Origin of the sequence: Streptomyces sp. NBC_00727 (assembly GCF_045161745.1) — a bacterium.
Lineage (GTDB): Bacteria > Actinomycetota > Actinomycetes > Streptomycetales > Streptomycetaceae > Streptomyces.
Genome location: NZ_CP108981.1, coordinates 386519 through 408809, shown reverse-complemented (window position 1 = coordinate 408809; position 22291 = coordinate 386519). Strand labels below are relative to the sequence as shown.

General features: G+C 72.2%; 18 protein-coding genes. 8 read left to right on the top strand and 10 right to left on the bottom strand.

Going from position 1 to position 22291, the window contains the following annotated elements; all coding sequences use genetic code 11:
- Positions 1-54: 54 nt before the first annotated feature.
- The gene (locus OG242_RS01870; RefSeq protein WP_405896453.1) at positions 55-1218 is read left to right on the top strand and encodes a glycosyltransferase; all 1164 of its coding nucleotides are present in this window, start codon (positions 55-57) and stop codon (positions 1216-1218) included.
- 12 nt (positions 1219-1230) lie between these two features.
- Here OG242_RS01870 and OG242_RS01865 read toward each other — a convergent pair whose 3' ends face one another.
- The 4 genes from OG242_RS01865 to gmd form a co-directional block, all read right to left on the bottom strand.
- Positions 1231-2070 (bottom strand): glycosyltransferase family 2 protein, encoded by an 840-nt coding sequence (locus OG242_RS01865; RefSeq protein ID WP_405896452.1) that lies wholly within the window; start codon positions 2068-2070, stop codon positions 1231-1233.
- Positions 2067-2789, bottom strand: coding sequence for a hypothetical protein (locus OG242_RS01860; RefSeq protein ID WP_405896451.1), 723 nt, complete (start codon positions 2787-2789; stop codon positions 2067-2069). Before OG242_RS01860 ends, OG242_RS01865 begins: the two co-directional genes overlap by 4 nt.
- 3 nt (positions 2790-2792) lie before the next feature.
- The gene (locus OG242_RS01855) at positions 2793-5039 is read right to left on the bottom strand and encodes a LamG-like jellyroll fold domain-containing protein (RefSeq protein WP_405896450.1); all 2247 of its coding nucleotides are present in this window, start codon (positions 5037-5039) and stop codon (positions 2793-2795) included.
- 165 nt (positions 5040-5204) lie between these two features.
- A complete protein-coding gene (gene gmd, locus OG242_RS01850; protein WP_405896449.1) occupies positions 5205-6218 on the bottom strand; it encodes a GDP-mannose 4,6-dehydratase in 1014 nt (337 codons plus the stop codon).
- A 112-nt stretch (positions 6219-6330) separates the two neighbouring features.
- On the opposite strand from gmd, the gene OG242_RS01845 reads away from it, so the two are divergent.
- On the top strand, positions 6331-7308 hold the full coding sequence (locus OG242_RS01845) for a GDP-L-fucose synthase family protein (RefSeq protein WP_405896448.1): 978 nt from the start codon (positions 6331-6333) through the stop codon (positions 7306-7308).
- Positions 7309-7401: 93 nt separating this feature from the next.
- On the opposite strand, the gene OG242_RS01840 is transcribed toward OG242_RS01845, so the two are convergent.
- Positions 7402-8898 carry a sugar transferase gene (locus tag OG242_RS01840; RefSeq protein ID WP_405896447.1) on the bottom strand — a complete coding sequence of 499 codons (1497 nt, stop codon included), beginning with the start codon at positions 8896-8898 and terminating at the stop codon, positions 7402-7404.
- A gap of 423 nt (positions 8899-9321) precedes the next feature.
- On the opposite strand from OG242_RS01840, the gene OG242_RS01835 reads away from it, so the two are divergent.
- Entirely contained in the window at positions 9322-10581 is a 1260-nt protein-coding gene (locus tag OG242_RS01835) for a D-arabinono-1,4-lactone oxidase (protein WP_405896446.1), read from the top strand.
- Between the two features lie 29 nt (positions 10582-10610).
- Here OG242_RS01835 and OG242_RS01830 read toward each other — a convergent pair whose 3' ends face one another.
- On the bottom strand, positions 10611-11606 hold the full coding sequence (locus tag OG242_RS01830) for an MASE1 domain-containing protein (protein WP_405896445.1): 996 nt from the start codon (positions 11604-11606) through the stop codon (positions 10611-10613).
- Between the two features lie 66 nt (positions 11607-11672).
- Positions 11673-12506 (bottom strand): PP2C family protein-serine/threonine phosphatase, encoded by an 834-nt coding sequence (locus OG242_RS01825; RefSeq protein WP_405896444.1) that lies wholly within the window; start codon positions 12504-12506, stop codon positions 11673-11675.
- A 229-nt stretch (positions 12507-12735) separates the two neighbouring features.
- Here OG242_RS01825 and OG242_RS01820 point away from each other — a divergent pair, with 229 nt between their 5' ends.
- The 3 genes from OG242_RS01820 (at position 12736) to OG242_RS01810 (ending at position 14539) form a co-directional block, all read left to right on the top strand.
- On the top strand, positions 12736-13035 hold the full coding sequence (locus OG242_RS01820) for a DUF1876 domain-containing protein (protein WP_405896443.1): 300 nt from the start codon (positions 12736-12738) through the stop codon (positions 13033-13035).
- A gap of 31 nt (positions 13036-13066) precedes the next feature.
- Positions 13067-13723 (top strand): DUF6629 family protein, encoded by a 657-nt coding sequence (locus OG242_RS01815; protein WP_405896442.1) that lies wholly within the window; start codon positions 13067-13069, stop codon positions 13721-13723.
- 342 nt (positions 13724-14065) lie between these two features.
- A complete protein-coding gene (locus tag OG242_RS01810) occupies positions 14066-14539 on the top strand; it encodes a lamin tail domain-containing protein (RefSeq protein WP_405896441.1) in 474 nt (157 codons plus the stop codon).
- Positions 14540-14653: 114 nt separating this feature from the next.
- Here OG242_RS01810 and OG242_RS01805 read toward each other — a convergent pair whose 3' ends face one another.
- The gene (locus OG242_RS01805) at positions 14654-16726 is read right to left on the bottom strand and encodes a SpoIIE family protein phosphatase (protein ID WP_405896440.1); all 2073 of its coding nucleotides are present in this window, start codon (positions 16724-16726) and stop codon (positions 14654-14656) included.
- A gap of 195 nt (positions 16727-16921) precedes the next feature.
- On the opposite strand from OG242_RS01805, the gene OG242_RS01800 reads away from it, so the two are divergent.
- Positions 16922-18811, top strand: a complete 1890-nt coding sequence (locus tag OG242_RS01800) for a rhamnogalacturonan lyase (protein ID WP_405896439.1) — start codon at positions 16922-16924, stop codon at positions 18809-18811.
- 52 nt (positions 18812-18863) lie between these two features.
- Here the strand turns inward: OG242_RS01800 and pgm are convergent, their stop codons facing one another.
- Both pgm and OG242_RS01790 read right to left on the bottom strand, forming a co-directional pair.
- A complete protein-coding gene (gene pgm / locus OG242_RS01795; RefSeq protein WP_405896438.1) occupies positions 18864-20504 on the bottom strand; it encodes a phosphoglucomutase (alpha-D-glucose-1,6-bisphosphate-dependent) in 1641 nt (546 codons plus the stop codon).
- A gap of 46 nt (positions 20505-20550) precedes the next feature.
- Positions 20551-21285 carry a 4'-phosphopantetheinyl transferase family protein gene (locus OG242_RS01790; RefSeq protein WP_405896437.1) on the bottom strand — a complete coding sequence of 245 codons (735 nt, stop codon included), beginning with the start codon at positions 21283-21285 and terminating at the stop codon, positions 20551-20553.
- A 152-nt stretch (positions 21286-21437) separates the two neighbouring features.
- Between OG242_RS01790 and OG242_RS01785 the strand changes: the two genes are divergently transcribed.
- On the top strand, positions 21438-21917 hold the full coding sequence (locus tag OG242_RS01785) for a GNAT family N-acetyltransferase (protein ID WP_405896436.1): 480 nt from the start codon (positions 21438-21440) through the stop codon (positions 21915-21917).
- Positions 21918-22291: the final 374 nt, after the last annotated feature.

The window sequence follows — 22291 nt, the reverse complement described above, 5'->3', positions numbered from 1 at the left end:
AGGGTGACCGATGACTACGCTGTGAATACTTGGCCATAGTGGAGGGGAACTCTGGTGAAAGTACTGCACGTTGTCACGCTCCACACCCCGGACCACGCCTTCGGCGGTCCGACGCGAGTGGCGTTCAACCTCTCCAGGGTCCAGCGGGCGCACGGCGACGACGCACGCGTCATGGCCCTCGGCGACGGCTTCCCCGACGGCGAACGTCCCAGCCAGGTCGAGGGGGTTCCGGTCCACCTCTTCCAGGCCCGGCACCTCCTCCCGATGTTCGAGGTCAGCGGCATCACCTCCGCCGCGCTGCTGAACACCGCCCGCCGCATGATGCGAGGCGCCGACCTCGTCCACGTCCATCTGATGCGGGACCTGGTGACCCTGCCCGCGGCGCTCCTCGCGCTCGCGACCCGTACGCCCCTGGTCGTGCAGACCCACGGAATGATCGACCCCACCGAGAAGAGGGTCGCCCAGCTCACCGACCTCCTCGGGGTCCGCAGGGTGCTGCGCGGGGCGGACGCCGTCCTGCATCTGACCGAGATGGAGCGGCTCGATGTGAACGCCGTCGCCGCGCCCGTCCCGCTCACCCGCACCGTCCGGCTGGTCAACGGGGTCCGCCCGCAGGAGCGCAAGCCCGCCCGCGAGCCCGGCCGGCCGTTCACCGTGCTGTATCTGGCCCGGATCCAGGAGCGCAAGCGGCCCGAGGACTTCGTCGCCGCGATGCCGCACGTCCTCGCCCGCCACCCGGACGCCCGTTTCGTGCTGGCCGGCCCCGACACCGGCGCGCTGGCCGGCACCCTCGCGCTCGCCGGGAGGCTCGGGGTGGCCGAATCCCTCGACCACGTCGGCCCGTTGGAGCATGACGAGGTGCTGGCCGCCGACCGCGAGGCCGATGTGTACGTGCTGCCCGCGATCGAGGAGCCGTTCCCCGTCTCGGTGCTGGAGGCGATGTCGGTCGGCACCCCCGTCGTGATCACGCGTACCTGCGGGCAGGCCCCCGATGTGGCCGGGGCGGGCTCGGGCCGGGTGATCGACAGCCGGGTGGGCGAGGACGCGGCCAACGCCCGCAAGGTCGCCGACGCGATCCTGGAGCTGCTTGAGCCGGAGGCCGCCGAGCAGGCGGGCAAGGCCGCCTGGGAGCTGGTGAACGAGCGGTTCACCATCGAGGCCGTCACCGCCACCCTCCGGCGGACCTACGAAGACGTGGTCCGCCGGAGGCGAGGGTGAGCGGCCTGCGTATCAACGAATGGGCTTCTCGCGGGACTTGAGTGCGATCTGCCAGCGGTAGAAGCTCATCGCCAGCGCGAAGTCGAATCCCGCCCGGCCGTCCAGGAAGCCCCGCCTGTAGAGATACATGTAGGCGAAGGACACCACCGGCTTGAACGGCGCCTTGTGGAACAACTGCCCCTGGCGCGACTTGACCTGGCGAACCTGCTCCTTCACCTGGGGGTGGTGCTCCAGCCAGGCCTCCCAGTCCGAGTAGCGGTTGTGCCGTTCGAACCAGGCGGTCACCGGGTCGAGATCCTGGTGCTCGATGGGGTGGGTGAGGGTGCCCACGCCGGCCGCGACCGGCTGGTAGTGGCCCTCCACCTCCCCGATCCCCGGCGCGTCCAGGTCCCCTACTTCCGGGTAGTGGCAGCGGGTCCGGTCGGTCAACGACCTTTTCCGGATGGTGTATCCGTGTCGCAGCCGTTTGCCCGAGAACCAGTAGCCGAGCGGAATGTCGTACGCGGCGGGCTTCGGTGCATCCGGGTCCCGGAAGGCATCCCGCAGCTCGGCCAGCAGCCCGGGGCTGAGCCGCTCGTCGCCGTCGAGCAGCAGGATCCAGTCCAGGTCCGTGCGGACGTTCTCCAGGCACCACTGCTTCTTGCGCGGGTGGCCGCCGTCCCAGGTGTACGTGACCACCTCGGCCCCGCACTCCTCGGCGATCTTCACGGTGTCGTCGGTGCTGTGGGAGTCCACCACGACGACCGCCTCGAAGTGGCCGAGCACCGATTTCACCGCCTCCGCGATGTTCAGCCCCTCGTTCTTGGTGGGGATCGCCACGGCTATCGGGAGTTTCGGCGTACCTGCGGTCATCCCTCGGCTCCTTCGGGCAGCCAGGCGTAGCAGCCTGTGGACGTGAACGTACGGGCGGAACCGGGAATGGTGATCTTCCGCGACTTCCCGGTGCCGGAGGTGCCGGAGGCCAGCTCCTTGCCACCCGCCCCTTCGATGCGCCAGGAGCAGTCCGTGGTGGGGGACGCCGAGCGGTACACGCCCGGCCGGAGCTTCTTCCCGGAGTGCGTGCCGTCCGGGTAGCCGTACGCCGCCTCGTCGACCAGGTCCTGGTGCTGGGTGCAGAGCCCGGCGACGGCGTCCTTCGCGTCGGGGATCTCGCCCGTCACGATCGCGCCGACCGCGGTGTCCCGGTCGGTCTTGACGAGGTAGCGCAGTCTGTCGCAGGTCTCCTGGCCGGTCTGGAGCACGGCCGCCGGGTCAGTCCCCTTCGGCACCCGGTCCTTCAGATACTCCTTCTCCTTCTTGGTGAACGTGCCCGTGGCCGGGGTGATCTGGTCGACGGGTGTTTTCGGGCCCTCGGCCTCGGCGGCCGGAGCGGGCGCATCCGGAGCCGCCGGACCCTCGGCGGGCGGTGTGGCGGGCCCCGTGGTGGACGGTCCTGGAGCGGCGGGCCCGGAGGCCGCGGGGCGCTGGGCGCCCGCGGCCTCCGGGCCGTTCCCCTCCGCGGACGAGCCGCAGGAGGCCAGCGCCACCGCCGTCAGGACGACGACGGCACTGGCCGGGAACGGGTTTCTCATCTCTCAGCCGTTCCTCAGGGCGTAGTGCGCGCTGATCCGGGAAGCGCTCAGCGCGGTCGAATAGACGGCGGTCTCGTCGATCTGCCCGGCGAAGAAGTTGCTCGTCGGGCGGTTCGGCCAGGTGGCGAGGTTGTCCCCGCCCACCCGCCAGTAGCCGGTGTAGTTCTGGTTCTTGGTGTACCGCGAGTTCGAGGCGCGGAGCTGTCCGTCCACGTACAGGGCCATGCCGCCGGAGCCCTGGGTGGCGACCACGTGGTGCCAGGCACCGTCGTTGTAGGCCCCGGGCGTGCTGACGGTCTGGCCGCCGCTGTTGGAGGTGCCGAAGGTCAGACGCCCGTTGTTGAGCATGTACACATGTTTGTCGTACTTGCCGCTCAGCTCCATGGTGTTGGTGCCGAAGCCGATGATCTTTCCTCCCCGGGTCGTCGTGGTCTTGATCCAGGTCTCCACGGAGAACGCCGTGAGCTGGGACCGGCTCCGGTTGCTGTACGCGTACTGGGTGGACCCGTTGAACCCGATGGCGGTCGAGGGCCCGGCCACGGCCGCCGGGGTCTGCCGGTACGAGGGCGAGCCGCGCAGGAAGCCGTTGTCCAGCCCCGCCCCGGTGTCGGCGGCGAAGGTGGACGTGCCCTCGTCGTAGCGCCAGTACAGGGTCGCCCCGTCGGAGAGCACCCTGGCCGGATAGCTCTCGGCCTCGGCCGCCACGGTCGCGCTCACGGCCGGCGACTTGGCGCTGGTGTTGGTGCCGTCGCTCGCGGAGATCCGGTACGTGTGGGTCTCACCGGGCGCGACGTCGGTGTCCGTCCACCGCAGCTGCGGACGGTCCCAGAACACGGAGTAGCCCGTCGTCGTGTGGACGGGGGTGCTCGCCCCGTCCTTGTAGATCCGGTACGTGAGCGTCCCGTCGTCGGTGTCGAAGCTGGTCTGCCAGTTCACGTCCACCTTGTTCGGGGCGACCGTGGACACGCTGACGTTCGGTACCCAGGGAGCCCCGGTGTCCGGACCGTCGGCGAACCGGGTGAGCCCCTGCTGCCTCTCGCTGTTGACCGTGGTGAACTCGCCGCCCACCCAGAGGTAGTGGCGGCCGCCCTTGTCGGTCTGCGCCATCACGCGCGGCCCCACCGGCTCCCCGATCCCGTCGTTGGTGTCGGGGAACCAGGGAAGCAGCTTCGGGTCGCCCACCGACTGGGCCAGCAGGTGCTTGCGCGGCTGGTCGGGGAACTCGCCCATGGACGAGCAGTCGTGCGCGTGACTGCCGCTGTAGAGCACCCCGTTGTGCACGAGGACGGCCTGGGTGGCGCCCAGGCAGGTGTCCCGCCAGCGCTGCTCGAAGTTGCCGAGGTTCAGGGCGATGCGGCCGTCGAACACGCCACCGCCGGTCCCCTCGTTGCCGGTGTAGAAGCCGCCCGCGTCGGTGGTGATGTCCTGGACCGTGGAGTTGTCGTGGATGAACCCCGGGTATGACTTGGTGAGTTGTCCGGTAGTGGCGTCGACGACGGCCAGGGCGTGGGTGCTCGTGCCGTTGATCCGGAAGAAGTCCCCGCCGAGCAGCACGTTCCGCCCGTCCGGAGTCACCTCGACGGCCCGTGCGACTTCGTCGGCGTCGGCCGTGAAGGGCAGCAGCGAGGCTCCGGTCGTGACGGCGGCGAAGTGGCTCCTGGGCTGCCCGCCGACCTGGGTGAAGTCGCCCCCGAGGTACACCGTGTCGTCGGTGACCGCGAGCGCCCGCACGGTGGCGGAGACGGCGACCTTGAAGTCGTCCCGCGGGGTGCAGGTGGCGGTGTCGATGGCCGCGATGTTGCTGACGCCCACGCCGTTCACCGCCCCGAACCGCCCGCCCGCGTACAGGGTTTCACCGTCCGGCGACAGCACGAGCGAGCGTACGGTCGCGGTGCCCGAGGAGAGCGTGAACGACAGGGAGCAGTCGGTGGGCGCCCCGGTCGCGGCGTCGAACGCGGCGAAGTTCACCGCGGGCTGCTCGGAGGTGCCGGAGGCCGCGCCCGGCGGCCGCACGGTCGAGAAGGTGCCGCCCGCGTACACCACACCGTCCGCCGAGGCGGCCATCGACCACACGATGCCGTTGGTCTGCCAGGTGGACAGGTCGTCCGCGGTGATCGAGACGGGCGCGGTGAGCGCGGCGGCCGGGGGACCGGCCGCCGCGGCGGCGCTCAGGGCTCCGGCGAGCAGGCCGAGCGCCGCAGCCGTGGCCCGCGTCCGGCCGCGCCGGCGCCCCGTGGTTGCTTTCATCATTCAGCTCCGAAGGTGAGAACGAGCTGCGGCCCGTGGGCCGCGGTTGCTGCCCCGCCCGGCTGCCACCGGGGGCGGGTGAGGAGACGGGACCCGGGAGCCCCGCCCGTACCGGCGCGTTCTGCCCCACCGCGTCACCGGTGGGGGTGGGGTGCGCGCCGGAGTCGGTTATCTGTCGACCCGCACGGCGGTTCCGGCGAGTTCGTCGGCGAGCCGGCGCACATCGGCGTCGACCATGATCCGGGCCAGCTCCCGCGCCCGTACGGCCGGTTTCCAGCCCAGCAACTGCCCGGCCTTCGAGGCGTCCCCGATCAACGCGTCGACCTCGCTGGGCCGCTCGTACTTCGCGTCGTATCGGACGTACTCGCGCCAGTCGAGGCCGGCGTGCTCGAAGGCGTACTCCAGGAACTGCCGCACGCTTACGCCCTCGCCGGTGGCCACCACGTAGTCGTCCGGGGTGTCGCACTGGAGCATCCGCCACATCGCGTCCACGTACTCGGGGGCGTAACCCCAGTCGCGCACCGCGTCCAGGTTGCCCAGGTGCAGCCGGGTCTGCAGCCCGGCCTTGATCCGGGCCACACCACGGGTGATCTTCCGGGTCACGAAGGTCTCCCCGCGCCGGGGCGACTCATGGTTGAACAGGATGCCGTTCACCGCGAACATGCCGTACGCCTCGCGGTAGTTGACCGTCGCCCAGTACGAGTAGACCTTGGCCACGCTGTACGGGCTGCGCGGGTGGAAGGGGGTCAGCTCGTTCTGCGGGGGCGGGCTGGCGCCGAACATCTCCGACGATGACGCCTGGTAGATCCGGGCGTCGATGCCGCTGGCCCGTACCGCTTCGAGCAGCCGGATCGTGCCGAGCCCCGTGACGTCACCCGTGTACAGCGGCGCGTCGAAGGAGACCCGTACATGCGACTGGGCGCCCAGGTTGTACACCTCGTCGGGCCGGATGTCCCGCAGCAGGTTCACCAGCGCGACCCCGTCGGCCAGGTCGGCGTGGTGTAACACGAACGACCGGTTCTCCTGCTCCGGGCCCTGGTAGATGTGGTCGATCCGCTCGGTGTTGAAGCTCGACGAACGGCGGATCAGACCGTGGACCCTGTATCCCTTCTGGAGCAGGAGCTCGGACAGATACGAACCGTCCTGTCCGGTCACCCCGGTGATGAGCGCGGTCTTCGCCACGTTTCCCCCTTCTGCGGTCGCCCGTGAGGCAGTTGGTCATGGAATCTCAAGGTCTGAGCGATCCGTGGCAAAACATCACCGTTTCACCCGGCTGCTGGCACAATCCGTCAGCATGACGACTGATCTCCCCGGCTCCTCCCGGGAACGAGTCCCGTCCCTGTTGCGCCCCGGCGCCCGCGTGTTCGTGGCAGGCCACCGGGGCCTGGTCGGGTCGGCGGTGGCACGCCGCCTCACCGCCGACGGCCACGAGGTGATCACGCGCGGCCGTGACCGCCTCGATCTGCGGGACGCCGGGGGGACCGCCGCCTTTCTGCGCGACATACGACCGGACGCCGTGGTGCTGGCGGCCGCCCGGGTCGGCGGGATCATGGCCAACAGCACGTACCCCGTGCAGTTCATCGAGGACAACCTGCGCATCCAGCTGAGCGTGATCGCCGGCGCGCACGCGGCGGGGACCGAGCGGCTGCTCTTCCTCGGCTCCTCGTGCATCTACCCGAAGCGCGCCCCGCAGCCGATCCCGGAGAGCGCCCTGCTCACCGGCACCCTGGAGCCCACCAACGAGGCGTACGCGCTGGCGAAGATCGCCGGCATCGTGCAGACGCAGTCCTACCGGCGCCAGTACGGCGCCTCCTACATCAGCGCCATGCCGACCAACCTGTACGGACCCGGCGACAGCTTCGACCTGGAGACCTCGCACGTCCTGCCCGCCCTGATCCGCCGCTTCCACGAGGCCAGGGAGTCCGGGGCACCGGCGGTCACGCTCTGGGGGTCCGGGAACCCCCGGCGTGAGTTCCTGCACGTCGACGACCTCGCCGCCGCCTGCGTGCTCCTGCTGGAGCTCTACGACGACGACGCGCCCGTCAACGTCGGCTGCGGCGAGGACCTCACCATCCGTGAACTCGCCGCGACCGTCGCCGAGGTGACGTCGTATCAGGGAGAGACCGTCTGGGACACCGGCAAACCCGACGGCACCCCGCGCAAGCTCCTGGACGTGTCCCGGCTGACCTCCCTCGGCTTCGCACCGCGCACCCCGCTCAAGGAGGGCATCGCGGAGACGTACACCTGGTGGCTCCGGCAGCAAGCCGCGTAGCCGCGGCCGCCCGGCCGGGTGGCCCGCTCCCGTCCACGACGGGCGGACGACCCGGCCCCGGCCCCTGCCCCTGGCGCGCATCCGCCCCCGCTCTCAGTACGCCCCGCGGCCGTCGGTGACGGCGCGCAGTGTACGGGCCATGAGCCCCATGTCCGTGGCCACCGACCAGTTGTCGACGTACCAGAGGTCGAGCGAGACCGCCTCCTGCCACGAGAGGTCGGACCGGCCGCTGACCTGCCACAGGCCGGTCAGCCCGGGTTTCACCGCCAGTCGCCGCAGCTCGTGCTCGTCGTAGCGGGACACCTCGTCCGGCAGCGGCGGACGTGGGCCTACCAGGGACATGTCACCCTTCAACACGTTGATGAGCTGGGGGAGTTCGTCCAGCGACGAGCGGCGCAGCAGACGGCCCAGCCGGGTGACCCGTGGGTCCCGGCGCATCTTGAACGTCGGGCCGTCGTTCTCGTTCGCCGCCGTGAGCCGGGCCCTGAGCCGCTCGGCGTCCACCACCATCGTGCGGAACTTCCACATGACGAACGGGTGGTTGTGCCGGCCCTGCCGGATCTGCCGGTGGAATACCGGCCCCTTGGAGGTGAGCCGGACCGCCGCGGCGACCAGCAGCAGCACCGGGGACAGTGCGATCAGCCCGCACGCGGCACCCGCCCGGTCCACCGCCGCCTTCAGGGCCGGCTGGAGCCCCCGGCGCAGCGGCGGCACGATGTGCAGCAGGGTGAGCCCGGCCGCCGACGAGGGGCGGATCCGGTCCGCCGCGGTCTCCGAGAGGTGCGAGACCACGGACAGTTCGAGGCCGCCGTCGTGCAGCCCCCAGGACAACCGCCGCAATCGCTCCTCGGTGAACCCCTGGCCCGGGACCACCAGCGCCAGGTCCGCGTCGTGGGCGAAGGCCGCCCCCAGCACCGTCGACGCGTCGTCGTCGGCGGGCGCCGGAGCCAGCCGCCCCGGCACCGCGACCTCGACGCTCAGCGCGGCCGGGCCGACGGGCAGGGCCGCCACGACGCGATAGCCGTGGTCCTCCCGCGACGTCAGCAGCCGCACCGCCCGGTCCACCCCAGTGGCCTCACCGACCACCAGCACCCGGCGCGCCGTCCGGCGCCGCCCGGACCGCGACAGCCGCCGCGCCCACGAGGTGCCCGCCGCCGTGAGGAGGCCGGGGATCAGCGCCACCACGGCCGCCGCCGGGTCGACGGGCGGTTCGACGACGGTCCACAGCACCGCCAGCACACCGATGAGCAGTAACCAGTCCGCGGGTGTGGTCAGCGCCCCCGGCGGGCGGTCCGGCACGCGTAACTCGTACCGCCCCCGCGTGGCCCGGACCCCGCACCACACCAGGGTGGCCGCGAGCGCACCGGCCAGCGCCTCGGGCTGACCGTCGGCGCGCAGCACGAGCCAGCCGGGCAACCCGAGGCCGGCGGATTCCACGCACACCACCAGGGGCAGCAGGCCGGGACCATTGCGCGGCGCGCCTGCACGGCGTTCGCGCCGTACGGTCGGGGCCTGCCGCGGGTGGCCGAAGTCCTGGCCCCGCGGAAGGCCGGACGAGGTCCGTGGTCGTGGCGCCCCCGCCAGTCCCACATGCCCCGGTATATCGGATTCGGGTAGCTCGACATGCCCCATGAACCCCCCAGTCACAGTTGCATCGCCACAAACGGGGCACATCCGCCGATCCCGTGGACTGACGGATGGGCCTTCGCCCGGTGCACGATATCCACACACATGGCATTTCGCTGGAGTTCCGGTGAAGTTCAGACAGTCTCGGTGATCCGTGACTCGTCCCGATCCGTACCGGATCTCAGGTTCTGTGCGCACCTGTCGGTATGTGGGACGCGCCCCAATCGGTTGGTGTGCGGATATGTACCTCGGTCGGTCAACTACGGTACGTGCTCACACGGTTGCGGGGGAGGTATTCGGACCGATCGCCTCCGGGACCTGCCGGGCGGTCTGGGAGAATGCGGCGTCGGGAGCACGTGCCCGGCCACGAGTGGAAGAGGACGTACGGTGACCCCCGCGGAGAAGAACTGGGCAGGCAACATCACTTTCGGCGCGAGGCGGCTGTGCGTGCCGCGATCGGTCCGCGAACTGCGGGACGCGGTGGCCGCCTCCGACGCGGTACGCCCGCTGGGCACCCGGCACTCCTTCAACACCGTCGCGGACACCACAGGCGACCACGTATCGCTCGCGGGGCTGCCGCGCGTCGTCGACATCGACGCCTCGGGGAAGGCGGTCGCCCTGACCGCGGGACTCCGCTTCGGGGAGTTCGCCGCCGAACTGCACGAGCACGGGTTCGCCCTGGCCAACCTGGGGTCGCTGCCGCACATCTCGGTCGCCGGCGCCGTCGCGACCGGCACACACGGCTCCGGGGTGGGCAACCGCTCACTGGCGGGCTCCGTGCGCGCACTCTCCCTGGTGACGGCCGACGGCGGGACGCGGACCCTGGCGCGCGCGGACGAGGACTTCGCCGGCGCGGTGGTGTCCCTGGGCGCGCTCGGCGTGGTGACCTCGCTGGAGCTGGACCTGGTACCCGCCTTCGACGTACAGCAGTGGGTGTACGAGGACCTCCCCGAGGCCACGCTGACCGCGCGCTTCGACGAGGTGATGTCCGCCGCGTACAGCGTCAGCGTCTTCACCGACTGGAGCCCCGGACCCGTCGGGCAGGTGTGGCTGAAGCAGCGGGTGGACGGCGAGGGGCCGGCCGGCATGCCCGCCGAGTGGCTGGGTGCCCGGCGCGCCGACGGCCCCCGGCACCCGATCCCCGGTGTGCCCGCGGTGAACTGCACGCAGCAGCAGGGCGTGCCCGGGCCCTGGTACCAGCGGCTGCCGCACTTCCGGATGGAGTTCACCCCGAGCAACGGCGACGAGCTCCAGTCGGAGTACTTCGTGGCCCGCGCGGACGCCGTGGCGGCGTACGAGGCCCTGGCCCGGCTGCGGGAACGGATCGCCCCGGTGCTCCAGATCTCCGAGATCCGCACCGTCGCGGCGGACGACCTGTGGCTGAGCCCCGCCCACGGCCGCGACTCGGTGGCCTTCCACTTCACCTGGGTGCCCGACGCGGCGGCCGTCGCGCCGGTGGCCGAGGCGATCGAGGAGGCCCTGGCCCCGTTCGGCGCCCGCCCGCACTGGGGCAAGGTCTTCTCGACGGACCCGGAGGTGCTGCGCACGCTGTACCCGCGGTACGCGGACTTCGAGGCACTGGTGTCCGGCTACGACCCGCAGGGCGTCTTCCGCAACCCGTTCCTGGACCGGTACTTCCGGCGCTGAGCCGGCCTGACCCAACGAAAGGCCCCAGGTCAGCGGCTGCCGCGCTCGTCGCGTGCCCGGGACGGCCAGGCGGCCGCCGACCTGCCCGGGGCGAGCTGGTCGACGACCTCGGCCAGCTCCTCGCAGGCGTGCTCGATGCGGTGCCGGATGTTCTGCTGCTCGGCGACGACGGCGGCGAGCAGCAGAGCGGTGAGCGCCACGGCGCCGTTCAGGACCGTGAGGTTGATCATCACCTCCACGATGGTGTGCCCCGCGAACGGGCCGGCCCCGTCCGTCCCCGCCACGATCGCCAGAACGGACACCAGCAGGGCGCAGGGCGCGCTGCCCGCCAGCTGGAAGCGCAGGGCGGCCCAGACGAGGATCGGGAACACCAGGTAGATCATCGACAGCGAGCTCTGGGTCGCCACCACCGTGCCGACGACCGCGACCACCAGCAGTGCCCCCGCCTCCGCCCACCGGTCCGTGAGCCGGGGCGTCCGCACCCGGCGCAGCACCAGCAGAACGGGGGTGACCATGAGCACCCCCATGACGTCACCGGCCCACCAGGCCGCCCAGACGGGCCAGAAGCCGGAGGCGGGCAGCTTGCCGTCCACCACGAGCATCCCGGTTCCCGCGGTCGCGCTGATCACCATGGCGGCCATCGCCCCGAGGAACACCAGGACGACGCCGTCACGCAGCCGGTCCAGTTCCCTGCGGAAGCCGGTCCGCCGCAGCAGCCCATACGCGCACAGGGGCGCGAGCGTGTTGCCTGCCGCGACGGCGAGCGTGGACAGCGTCACCGTACCGCCCAGCATGCCCACGACGACCAGCGAGCCGACCGCGATCCCGGGCCATACGCCCACCCCTAGATACAGCAGGCAGCCCAGCGCGATCCCGGTCGGCGGCCACAGCGGCGACACCACCGCGCCATGGACGGTCACCTCCCGCAGCAGTCCCAGGCGGGCCGCCCCGTAGTAGACGGCGGCGACGGCCACGACACGCAGGGCCGCCACCAGGTACCGGCGGGTCTTCTCGCTGCGGATCACGGTTCCCATCAGACACCGGCCCGCGGTGGACGGCGGTGTGACACGCACGGGCGGCCGGCGCCCGGCTCATCCCCCGTCGGCCGCGACGGCCCCGTGGCGCAGGACGAGCACCGCCGCGTCGTCCTCGTGCCCGGTGTGCTCGGTGGAGCCCAGGATCGCGTCGGCCAGCACCTCCGCGTCCTCGCCCGCCCGGGAGCGCGCCAGCCGCACCACCGCGTCGAGCCCGTCGTCCAGGGAGTACGAGGGGCCCTCGACGACCCCGTCGGTCAGCAGCACGAACACGCCCTCGCCGCTGAGCCGGCGGGTGGTGACCGGGTACGCCTCGCCGGACTGCACACCGAGCGGCAGCCCGCCCTCGTCGTCCGTGGTGCCCGCCCGTCCGTCGGTGGAGGCCCAGACCGCGGCCACATGACCGGCCCGGGCGCTTTGCAGCTCCCGGGTGGCGGGGTCGAGGCGGACGAAGGTGCAGGTGGCGAGCAGGTTGGAGTCCGCGGCGAGCAGCAGGTCGTTGGTGCGGCTCATGACCTCGCCCGGGTCTGCCGCCGCCACCGCGACCGCGCGCATCGCGATGCGGATCTGGCCCATGAACGCGGCCGCCTCGACGTCGTGGCCCTGTACGTCGCCGATGGCGAACGCCAGCGAGCCGTCGGGGAGCGCGAACCCGTCGAACCAGTCGCCGCCGATGTCCAGGCCGCCGCGCGCCGGGGTGTACCGGGCGGCAGGCTGCAGACCGGGCAGCGAGGGCAGGGTGGTGGGCAGCATCTCCCGCTGCAGCGCCTCGGCGAGCTCCACCCTCGCCTGATGCAGCTCCACCTCGCGCCGGGCCCGGGAAGTGAGGTCGTGGAGGGTGCTGAGCAGCTCGTCGGAGCTGGCCGACCGGGGAGGACGACGCCGGTTCATGGGCCGCTCCGCAGTGCAGGGGGTGCCGCTCCGGACACCCTTGGCCGGTCGGTCCGGCGGCCGTAGCCACACGGCTGCCGCGGTCGTCGCTGTGCCAGCATCCTATTTCGGCCGGGGAGCGCACGCAGCCGGGGCGGTGGACGGGCGGGTGCGGCCGGTCGGGTGGATGCTGGAAGCGGACCCGTGCGGCGGCCCGCGCCCGCCGGCCGGCGCGGGCGGGAGGTATGCGATGAACCGCACGCTGGAATGGACGGTGCGCGTCGAACTGTCGGAGGACGACGGGACGACCAAGGCGGAGGCCGTGCTGGACACGGGCACCGCGAAACTCACCGGCCAGGGAGTCGCCCGGTGCAGCCCCCAGGACCCCGACGTACCCACCATCGGCGACGAGGTCGCGGCGAGCCGCGCGATGCACGACGTCGCCGGGCAGCTGATGAGCGTGGCCGACCGTGCCATCGTGGAGTCGGGCGCGGCCCGGCCCGACAGTGCGGCTCGGCCGCCGTACGCCTGGTCGGACTCCACGGCCTGAGAACACGCCCGGCGGCCCGTAGCGTGGCCCCATGTGCTGGAGCCCGAGCGCCGACCTGGTCGCAGGCAGTGCGGTGGCGGCGATCGGCGTCGCCTGCGTCGTACGCACCCGACGTGCGAGGGACCTGCCGCTGGCGGCGCTGCCCCTGCTGCTCGGGGCCCACCAGATCATCGAGGCCGCGGTCTGGCGGGCGGACGGGGGCGGCGGCCCCGCCACGCTCGCCTGGGCGGTGATCGCCCTGCCGCTGCTGCCGTTGTGGGTTCCGCTGGGCGTGCTCTGCGCCGCGCCGGAACGAGCGCGGCGCCGTCTCGCCCTGCCGCTGGCGGCCGGTCTCGTGACGGGTGGCGTCCTCGCGTACTGCCTGGCGACCCGGCCGGTGACCGCGCACGTGCGCGGTCACACCCTCGGCTACGCGGTGGACCTTCCGTATCCGCTGCTGCTGGTCGCGGGCTACCTGGTGGCGACCATCGGCTCGCTCCTCCTGTCCGGCGACCGCCGGCTGGTGTGGCTCGGGGTGCTCGTCGCGGGCGGGGCGGCGGTATGCGCCGCGCTGTGGCGGTACGAGTTCATCTCCACGTGGTGCGCGTTCGCCGCCGTGTGCTCGGTGGTCCTGCTCGGCTGGGCCGGCCGGCCCGACGCGCCCGCAGAGGGAAAGCCGGGAACACCCGTGCGCCCGTTCCGTCGGTAACGGAACAGACGTTCAACAGGCATTGTGGTCTGTTTGTTACGACCCCCCGGCCCCGCGCGCCGGGTCCACGAACGGGGTACCGGCGGCCGTCGCCCGCGCGACGGACCCCGTCAATCCGGCGCCGTACGGCTGGTTGCTGCGGACGGGGATTGACAGGTACCCGCGGGTTTCCCTACATGCCGCCTACAGCCGTGTGTGACGGAAATGTCCGCACTTCGTAACACGCCCCGATGCGGTTCCCACGGGGCCGCCGCCGGGGCCAAGGTGTGGCTCCCGACATCACGCCGGGAACGAACAACCGCCCGGACCCCACCGGTCCGGGCCTGCACCTGAGGGGTCTTCATGTCCCGTAACGCACGGCGGATCACCGCCGCCGTCCTCGCTTCCGGCGCACTGGTCGCCGCCGCCGCCCTGCCGGCGGTCGCCGACGGCCACGGCCGAGGTCACCACGACCCGCGCCCGACCGTCGTCCTGGGCAAGATCCAGTACGACAGCCCCGGTCGCGACAACGGCTCCAACCGGAGCCTGAACGGTGAATGGGTCACCGTCACCAACACCGGCCGGCACACGGTGAACCTCCGCAACTGGACGCTCAGCGACGCGAGCCACCGCACCTACAAGTTCGACCTGCGCCTGCCCGGCCGCTCCTCGGTGCGCGTCCACACCGGCGTCGGCCGCGACACCCGCCACGACGTCTACCAGGACCGGCACAACTACGTCTGGGACAACAGCGACACGGCCACCCTGCGCGACGCGCGCGGCCACAAGGTCGACTCCAAGTCCTGGGGCCGCCACCACCACGGCCACCGGCGCTGACCCACCGGCGGCGGCCCGCTGAACCCGGGCCGCCGCCGATGGCCTCTCCCCGCGGCGCGTCCCGGCCCACCGGCCGGGGTGCGCCGCACCCGTATGCGCCGGAACGCAGGGACGTCAGAAGTCCTCGTCCGGGATCTCCTGCTCCGTCCACAGGGCCTTGCCCTCGGTGCTGTACCGGGTGCCCCAGTGGCTGGCGAGCTGCGAGACGATGAACAGGCCGCGCCCGCCCTCGTCGACCGTGCGTGCGTGGCGAAGGTGCGGGGCGACCGGGCTGGTGTCGTGGACCTCGCAGGTGAGCGTACGGTCCAGCAGCACCCGCAACTGGAGGGGCGGGGTGCCGTAGCGGACGGCGTTGGTGATCAGCTCGCTGACGATCAGTTCGGTCGCCTCGATGGTGTCCTCGTCGAGGTTCCAGCCCTCCAGCCGGTCCCGGACCAGGGTGCGCGCCACCGCCGGCGTCGTCCGCTCGTGGGCCAGTTCCCAGGTCGCCACCCGCTCCGGCGGCACCACCCCGGTCCGGGCGAGCAGCAGGGCCGCCCCGTCCGGATCAGCCTCATCCGGCAGGTTGTACACGATGGCGTCGCACAGATCCCGCAGCGGCCGCTCCGGATGGGCCAGGGCCTCCCGCACCCGCTCCACCGAGTGCTCCTCGGGCAGCAGCGACCCGGTCAGGAACGCCAGCACACTGCCCTCGTCCAGCTGGACCGAGCCGGTCGCGAAGGGCGCGTTGTCCTCCGAGAAGAGCGCGGGTCCCTCCGGCACGTCCAGGGCGAGCGGCCGGCCGTCCGGCCCGATGGCCACCGGTGCGGGATGCCCGGCCCGCGCCACCGTGCACACCTGGGTGAACGGGTCGTAGACCGCGTACAGGCAGGTCGCGGTCAGCGGCTGACGGTGCAGGGCGTCACCGGGCGGCAGCGATCTGCGCTCCTGCGACAGCCGGTCGGCCGTGTCGTTGAGCCGGGCCAGCACCTCGTCGGGCTCCAGGTCGAGCCCCGCCAGGGCGTGGATGACGGTGCGCAGCTGCCCCATCGTGATGGCGGTCTGCAGTCCGTGCCCGGCCACATTGCCGATGATCAGTGCGGTCCGGGCGCCGGAGAGCCCGATGGTGTCGAACCAGCAGCCGCTGTTGCGGCCGGGGAGCAGGACGTGCGCGGTCTCGATCGCCACCCGGGCGCCCTCGTGCTGGGGGAGCAGCCGGCGCTGGACGGTCGAGGCGATCACGTGCTCGCGGGCGTAGCGCAGCGCGTTCTCGATGCTCAGCGCCGTGTGGGCGGCAGCGGTCAGCGCGAGGGGGAGGTCGCGCTCGTTGTACGGATCGCCCCGGTGCCGGTACAGACTCACCAGGCCGAGGACGGAGCCGTGCAGCTTCAGCGGGGCCACGAGCAGGGAGTGGGCCCCGGTCGCCTCGATCATCCGCCGCGTCGCCGGGTCGGCGTCCAGCCAGGGCGTGTCCGGGCCCAGCTGGACGAGCCGGGGCCGCAGATCCGTGACCGCCAGGGCGTACGGGGTCGCCTCGGGCAGCCGGCGCAGCTCACCGACGAGGTTGTCCGACGCCGTCTCCGTCCCCCGTACCGCCGCCCGGCGCAACGGGACGTCCCGGGCCAGCGGGCCCAACGGCGGATCGGCGCCACGCAGCACCTCGTCCACCACCTCGACCACGGCCAGGTCGGCGAACTCGGGGACCAGCGCCGACACGAGGCCCTCGCAGGTCGCCGCCACGTCGAGGGAGTGGCCGGTCCCTCTGCGCACCGCCGTGAGCACGTCCGCCCGGACGTGCGCCTTCTCGCGTTCGTTGACGTCCACCACGGCCGCCAGCAGGCCGAGCGGGCGGCCTTCGCCGGCGTCCAGCCGGTGCAGGGTGACCGTCAGGCTGCGCGAAGGGCCCGGGGCGAGCGCGACGCGCCCCCGGGCCGGCTGGTTCAGCACCGGCGCACCGGTCTTCAGGACCTTGCGCAGCAGGCGCTCCGCCTCGTCGGGGTCGTCGAGCAGATACGCCTCGGTGAAGTGCAGACCGATGAGCTCCGCCGGGTCGACCTCCTCGGTGAGGGCGTTGACGCGTACCACCCGCAGATCCGTGTCCAGGACGTGCAGGCCCACCGCGGACTGGCTGAACAGGGTCTCGAGCAGGGCCCCGGCCATGTCGTCGCCCGTGTTCGCGCCAGGGGCCGTAGTACCGGTGTCCGACACGTCGCACCCCCAACGGGTCCCGCCACCCCTGTCGGTCGGCAGCTCTCCGGACAGCCTGCGCGCGCCGGGACCGGGCCCGCCACCGCGCGGCGCCGAACGGGTGAGCACCGGGAAATCGCGCGGGGCGGCAACCTTTCCGCGCGCGGCGGCCACTGAGGAGTGCCCCAACCACCCCCACTCCGGAAGGCACGTACCGTGGCTCTTGCGCATACCCGCACATCCCGCAGACGCCGTACCACCCGGACCCGCACCCTGATCGGCGCCGTCACCGCCGGAATCCTCGCCGCCGCCGGACTGGTCGTCACCGGCCAGACCTCGCACGCCGCGACCGCGCGCCAGGCCGAGGCGCTGGACCGGGGCGTCGTCAGCGTCCACACGGACGCCGGCAACCTCGTCAGCTGGCGCTGGCTCGCCACCGACGCCGACTCCGTGGCCTTCAACGTGTACCGCGCCGGTACGAAGGTGAACGCCTCGCCCGTCACCGGCTCGACCAACTACTTCCACGCCGGCGCCCCCAACTCGGCCGACTACACCGTGCGCGCCGTCGTCGACGGCGTCGAGCAGGGCGACTCCGTGCACGCGATCCAGTTCCGCGCCGGATACAAGGACGTGCCCATCAGCCCGCCCCCGGGCGGCACCACCCCCGACGGCGTCGCCTACACCTACGAGGCCAACGACGCCTCCGTCGGCGACCTCGACGGGGACGGCGCACTCGACTTCGTACTCAAGTGGCAGCCCACCAACGCCAAGGACAACTCCCAGTCCGGTTACACCGGCAACACCATCGTGGACGGCGTCAAGCTCGACGGCACCCGGCTGTGGCGGATCGACCTCGGCCGCAACATCCGCTCCGGCGCGCACTACACCCAGTTCCAGGTGTACGACTACGACGGCGACGGCCGGGCCGAGGTGGCGATGAAGACCGCCGACGGCAGCGTCGACGGCCGGGGCACCGTCATCGGCAGCGCGTCGGCCGACCACCGCAACTCCTCCGGCTACGTCCTGTCAGGCCCCGAGTACCTCACCATGTTCAACGGCCTGACGGGCGCCGCCATGGGCACCGTCGACTACGTCCCCGCGCGCGGCACCGTCTCCTCCTGGGGCGACAGCTACGGCAACCGCGTCGACCGCTTCCTCGCCGGCACCGCCTACCTGGACGGCGGCAGGCCCTCACTGATCATGGCGCGCGGCTACTACACGCGTACGGTGATCGCCGCCTGGGACTGGCGCGGCGGGGCCTTCACCCGGCGCTGGACCTTCGACACCAACAGCTCGACCAACACCGGCCGCGGCTACGACGGCCAGGGCAACCACCAGCTGTCGGTGGCCGATGTCGACGGCGACGGCAAGGACGAGATCGTCTACGGGTCCATGGCCGTCGACGACAACGGCAGGTCCCTGTGGACCACGAAGAACGGCCACGGCGACGCCATGCACGTCGGCGACCTGGACCCGTCGCGGCCGGGCCTGGAGGAGTTCAAGGTCGACGAGGACGGCTCGAAGCCCTCGTCCTGGATGGCCGACGCGAAGACCGGCCACATCATCTGGTCGACGCCTGCCGGAGGCGACAACGGACGCGGTGTCAGCGACGACATCTGGGCGGGCAGCGCGGGCGCCGAGTCCTGGTCGTCCGCGGCCTCCGGGATACGCGACCCGCACGGCACGGTGGTCGCGAGCCGCAAGCCCTCCAGCACCAACTTCCTTGCCTGGTGGGACGGTGACACCACCCGGGAACTGCTGGACGGCACCCACATCGACAAGTACGGGACCTCCGGCGACACCCGGCTGCTGACCGGCGCCTCGGTCCACTCCGACAACGGCACCAAGGCCACCCCGGTCATCTCCGGCGACCTGTTCGGCGACTGGCGCGAGGAGGTGGTCTGGGCGACCACGAACAACACCGCGCTACGCATCTACTCCACGCCGTACGAGACCACCACGAGGATCACCACGCTGCTCCACGACACCACCTACCGCACCGCGCTGGCCTGGCAGAACACCGCCTACAACCAGCCGCCGCACCCCGGCTTCTTCATCGGCGGCGGCATGGCGACCGCCCCGAGGCCCACGGTCCGGACCCCCTGAGCGGGGGCCCGGCCCTCCCCGCACCCGTGCGAGGAGGGCCGGGCCCGCCGGGTCAGGCCTTCAGCGCGTCCGAGACCACGGCCTTGGCCTCCTCCTGGACCTGGGTCAGGTGCTCGGCGCCCCGGAACGACTCCGCGTAGATCTTGTAGACGTCCTCCGTGCCGGAGGGGCGGGCCGCGAACCAGGCGTTCTCCGTGGTCACCTTGATCCCGCCGATCGCGGCGCCGTTGCCCGGCGCCGAGGTGAGCACGGCGGTCACCGGTTCGCCCGCGAGGGTGTCCGCGCCGACCTGCTCGGGGGAGAGGCGCGCCAGCACCGCCTTCTGCTCACGGTCCGCCGGCGCGTCGATCCGCGCGTACGCGGGCTCACCGAAGCGGGCGGTCAGCGCGGCGTAGTGCCGGGACGGCGACTCGCCGGTGACCGCCTGGATCTCGGAGGCGAGCAGGGCGAGCAGGATGCCGTCCTTGTCGGTCGTCCACACCGAGCCGTCGCGGCGCAGGAACGACGCCCCGGCCGACTCCTCGCCGCCGAAGCCCAGCGAGCCGTCGGCCAGCCCGTCCACGAACCACTTGAAGCCGACCGGCACCTCGACGAGCTCCCGGCCGAGGCCGGCGGCGACGCGGTCGATCATGCCGGAGGACACCAGGGTCTTGCCGACGCCTGCCCCGGACGGCCAGTTCTCCCGGTGCGCGTACAGGTAGTCGATGGCCACGGCGAGGTAGTGGTTCGGGTTCATCAGCCCGGCGTCCGGGGTGACGATCCCGTGCCGGTCGGCGTCGGCGTCGTTGCCGGTGGCGATCTGGTAGCGGTCGCGCTGCCCGATCAGCGAGGCCATCGCGTGCGGCGACGAGCAGTCCATCCGGATCTTCCCGTCCCAGTCCAGCGTCATGAACCGCCAGGTGGGGTCGGCCAGCGGGTTGACCACGGTCAGGTCGAGCCGGTGCTGCTCGGCGATCCGCCCCCAGTACGCGACCGACGCCCCGCCCAGCGGATCGGCGCCGATCCGTACGCCCGCCTCGCGCACCGCGTCCAGGTCCAGGACGGAGGGCAGGTCCGCCACGTAGGTGCCGAGGAAGTCGTACCTGCCGGTCGTCGGGGCGGCCAGCGCCCGGGTGTACGGCACCCGGCGGACCTCCTTGAGCCCGCCCGTGATGATCTCGTTGGCCCGGTCCTGGATCCAGCCGGTCGCGTCCGACCCGGCCGGACCACCGCTCGGCGGGTTGTACTTGAAGCCGCCGTCGCCCGGCGGGTTGTGCGACGGGGTGACCACGACCCCGTCCGCGAGGCCCGAGGTGCGCCCGCGGTTGTACGTGAGGATGGCGTGCGAGACCGCGGGCGTCGGGGTGTACCCGTCCTCGGTGTCGATGAGGACGCGCACGTCGTTGGCGGCGAACACCTCCAGGGCGGTGACCCGGGCCGGCTCCGACAGGGCGTGGGTGTCCGCCCCCAGGAACAGCGGCCCGTCCGTGCCCTGCTGGGCCCGGTACTCGCTGATGGCCTGGCTCGTCGCCGCGATGTGGTCCTCGTTGAACGCGGTGGCGGTCGACGAACCGCGGTGCCCGGAGGTGCCGAAGGCCACCCGCTGGCCGGGCTCCGCCGGATCGGGGTGCAGCGCGTAGTACGCCGTCACCAGCCGTGCCACATCGGTCAGGTCCTCGGGGCGCGCCTGCTGTCCGGCTCGTGCGTGCGGCATCTGCCACTCCTCCGTATCGGTCGGTCGGTGCGATGTGCCCGTGCGGTCATTTTCGCCGGTCGTGGCCCTCGGCGAGTGCCCGCCCCGCCGTTTCGACGGCCACCGCCGCCGCGTACCCGGCGGGGACGGCGACATCGGTGACGGTCCAGCCCGGCGGGCCGAGCGGGCGCGGGCCGGTGCCGACGTGCTCCCGGTTCAGACCGCCCGCGAGGCCGGTGCCCTCACCCTTCAGGTACGCCTCCTTGCGGGTCCACACCCGGGCGAAGGCGGCGGGCCGTTCCTCCTGCGGCAGCGCGGCCAGCTCGGCCGCCTCCGCCGGGTGCAGCTGTCCCGCGATCTCGGTCACGACCCGTGGCTCGGGGACGCGTTCCACGTCCACTCCCACGGGTACGTCCGCGAACGCCAGCAGCGCGACGCCCCGGGTGTGCGAGAGCGAGAAGTGCACCCCTCCACCGGTCGCCGGCCGCCCGTGCGGGCCGTCGCAGGACGGGCAGCGCTCCCGGGTCAGCCGTACGGCGTCCGGGGCGACGCCCTGGCGGACGCCGAGCAGCAGCCGCAGGGCCACGTGGGCGGCGGTGTAGCAGTCGCGGTCGGCCCGAAAGGCCAGCTTCTCCACGCGGGCGAGCTCCGAGACGTCGAGGATGCGGGGCGCCAGCGACCGGACGGTCCCGGCGACCTGCTCCGTATCCACCAGCCACACGGAGGGCGCACCGGCGGGCCAGGAGGGTGCGGGCCCCCGGTATCCGTCCGCGGTCAGTGTGAACACGTGGGGCTGGTACACCGTTACGTCGTTTCCTCGGCGGGACGGGTGCCACGGGCGGGCACCGGTGGGGCAGGGCGCTCTTATCCTATGGAGATCCGGACCGCGCCCGACGTATGTTCGATCATCGTGTGCCCCGCGCCCGGCGGCGGCCCCTCGGACAGGAGCGAACCTTGCCGTCGGACAGCACCCCCGCAGTGCTCCGTGAAGCCCGTGCGGACGACGCCGGTCCCCTCACCAGGCTCTTCCTCGACTCCCGCGCCGCCGCCATGCCGTACCTGGCCCGGGTGCACAGCGACGAGGCGACCCTCGCCTGGCTGACCCATGTGGTGCTCCCCGGCACCGATGTCCGGGTGGCCGAGACGAGCGAGGGCGGGGAAACGCGGATCGCCGGCTTCGTCTCGCTGGACGGTACCGAGCTGGAGCACCTCTACATCGCCGCCGGGCTGCGCCGCCGGGGCATCGGTTCGCTCCTGCTGGAGGCGGCCAAGGAGGCCGGCCCCGAGGGGCTCGCCCTGTACACCTTCCAGCGCAACACGGGGGCGCGGGCCTTCTACGAGCGTCATGGGTTCACCGCGGTCGCGTTCGACGACGGCAGCCGCAACGAGGAGAAGGAGCCGGACGTCCGGTACCGGTGGAGCCCCGCCGGGTGAGCCTTTCCGGCTGAGCAACGAAGAGAACGAAGGGCGGGTCCGCGGAGGCGGACCCGCCCTTCGCCGTGTCCGTGGCACTCCGGGGGCCACCCCTCTCAACTGGCAGCTTTCAGCGGCTTGCGTAGAGGCGCAAATTCCTTGCGCCACCGGGCGACTCCGGGTGGTCCCGTCGGTGCGGCATCAATCGCCCTTAATGTCACGCTAGTTGGCTCATGCGTGCCCGGCCTGCGGAGTTGCCGACTTCTGCCGGAACGGTGGACTCCATGTCAATTTTCTGCAACTCTCTGACCGCAAAACGCAAAAGGTCATCCTGTCGGTGCAGGAATTCATGTACGGGCAGGTTTCGCAGACTGAGCCGCGCCTCGGCCACCCGC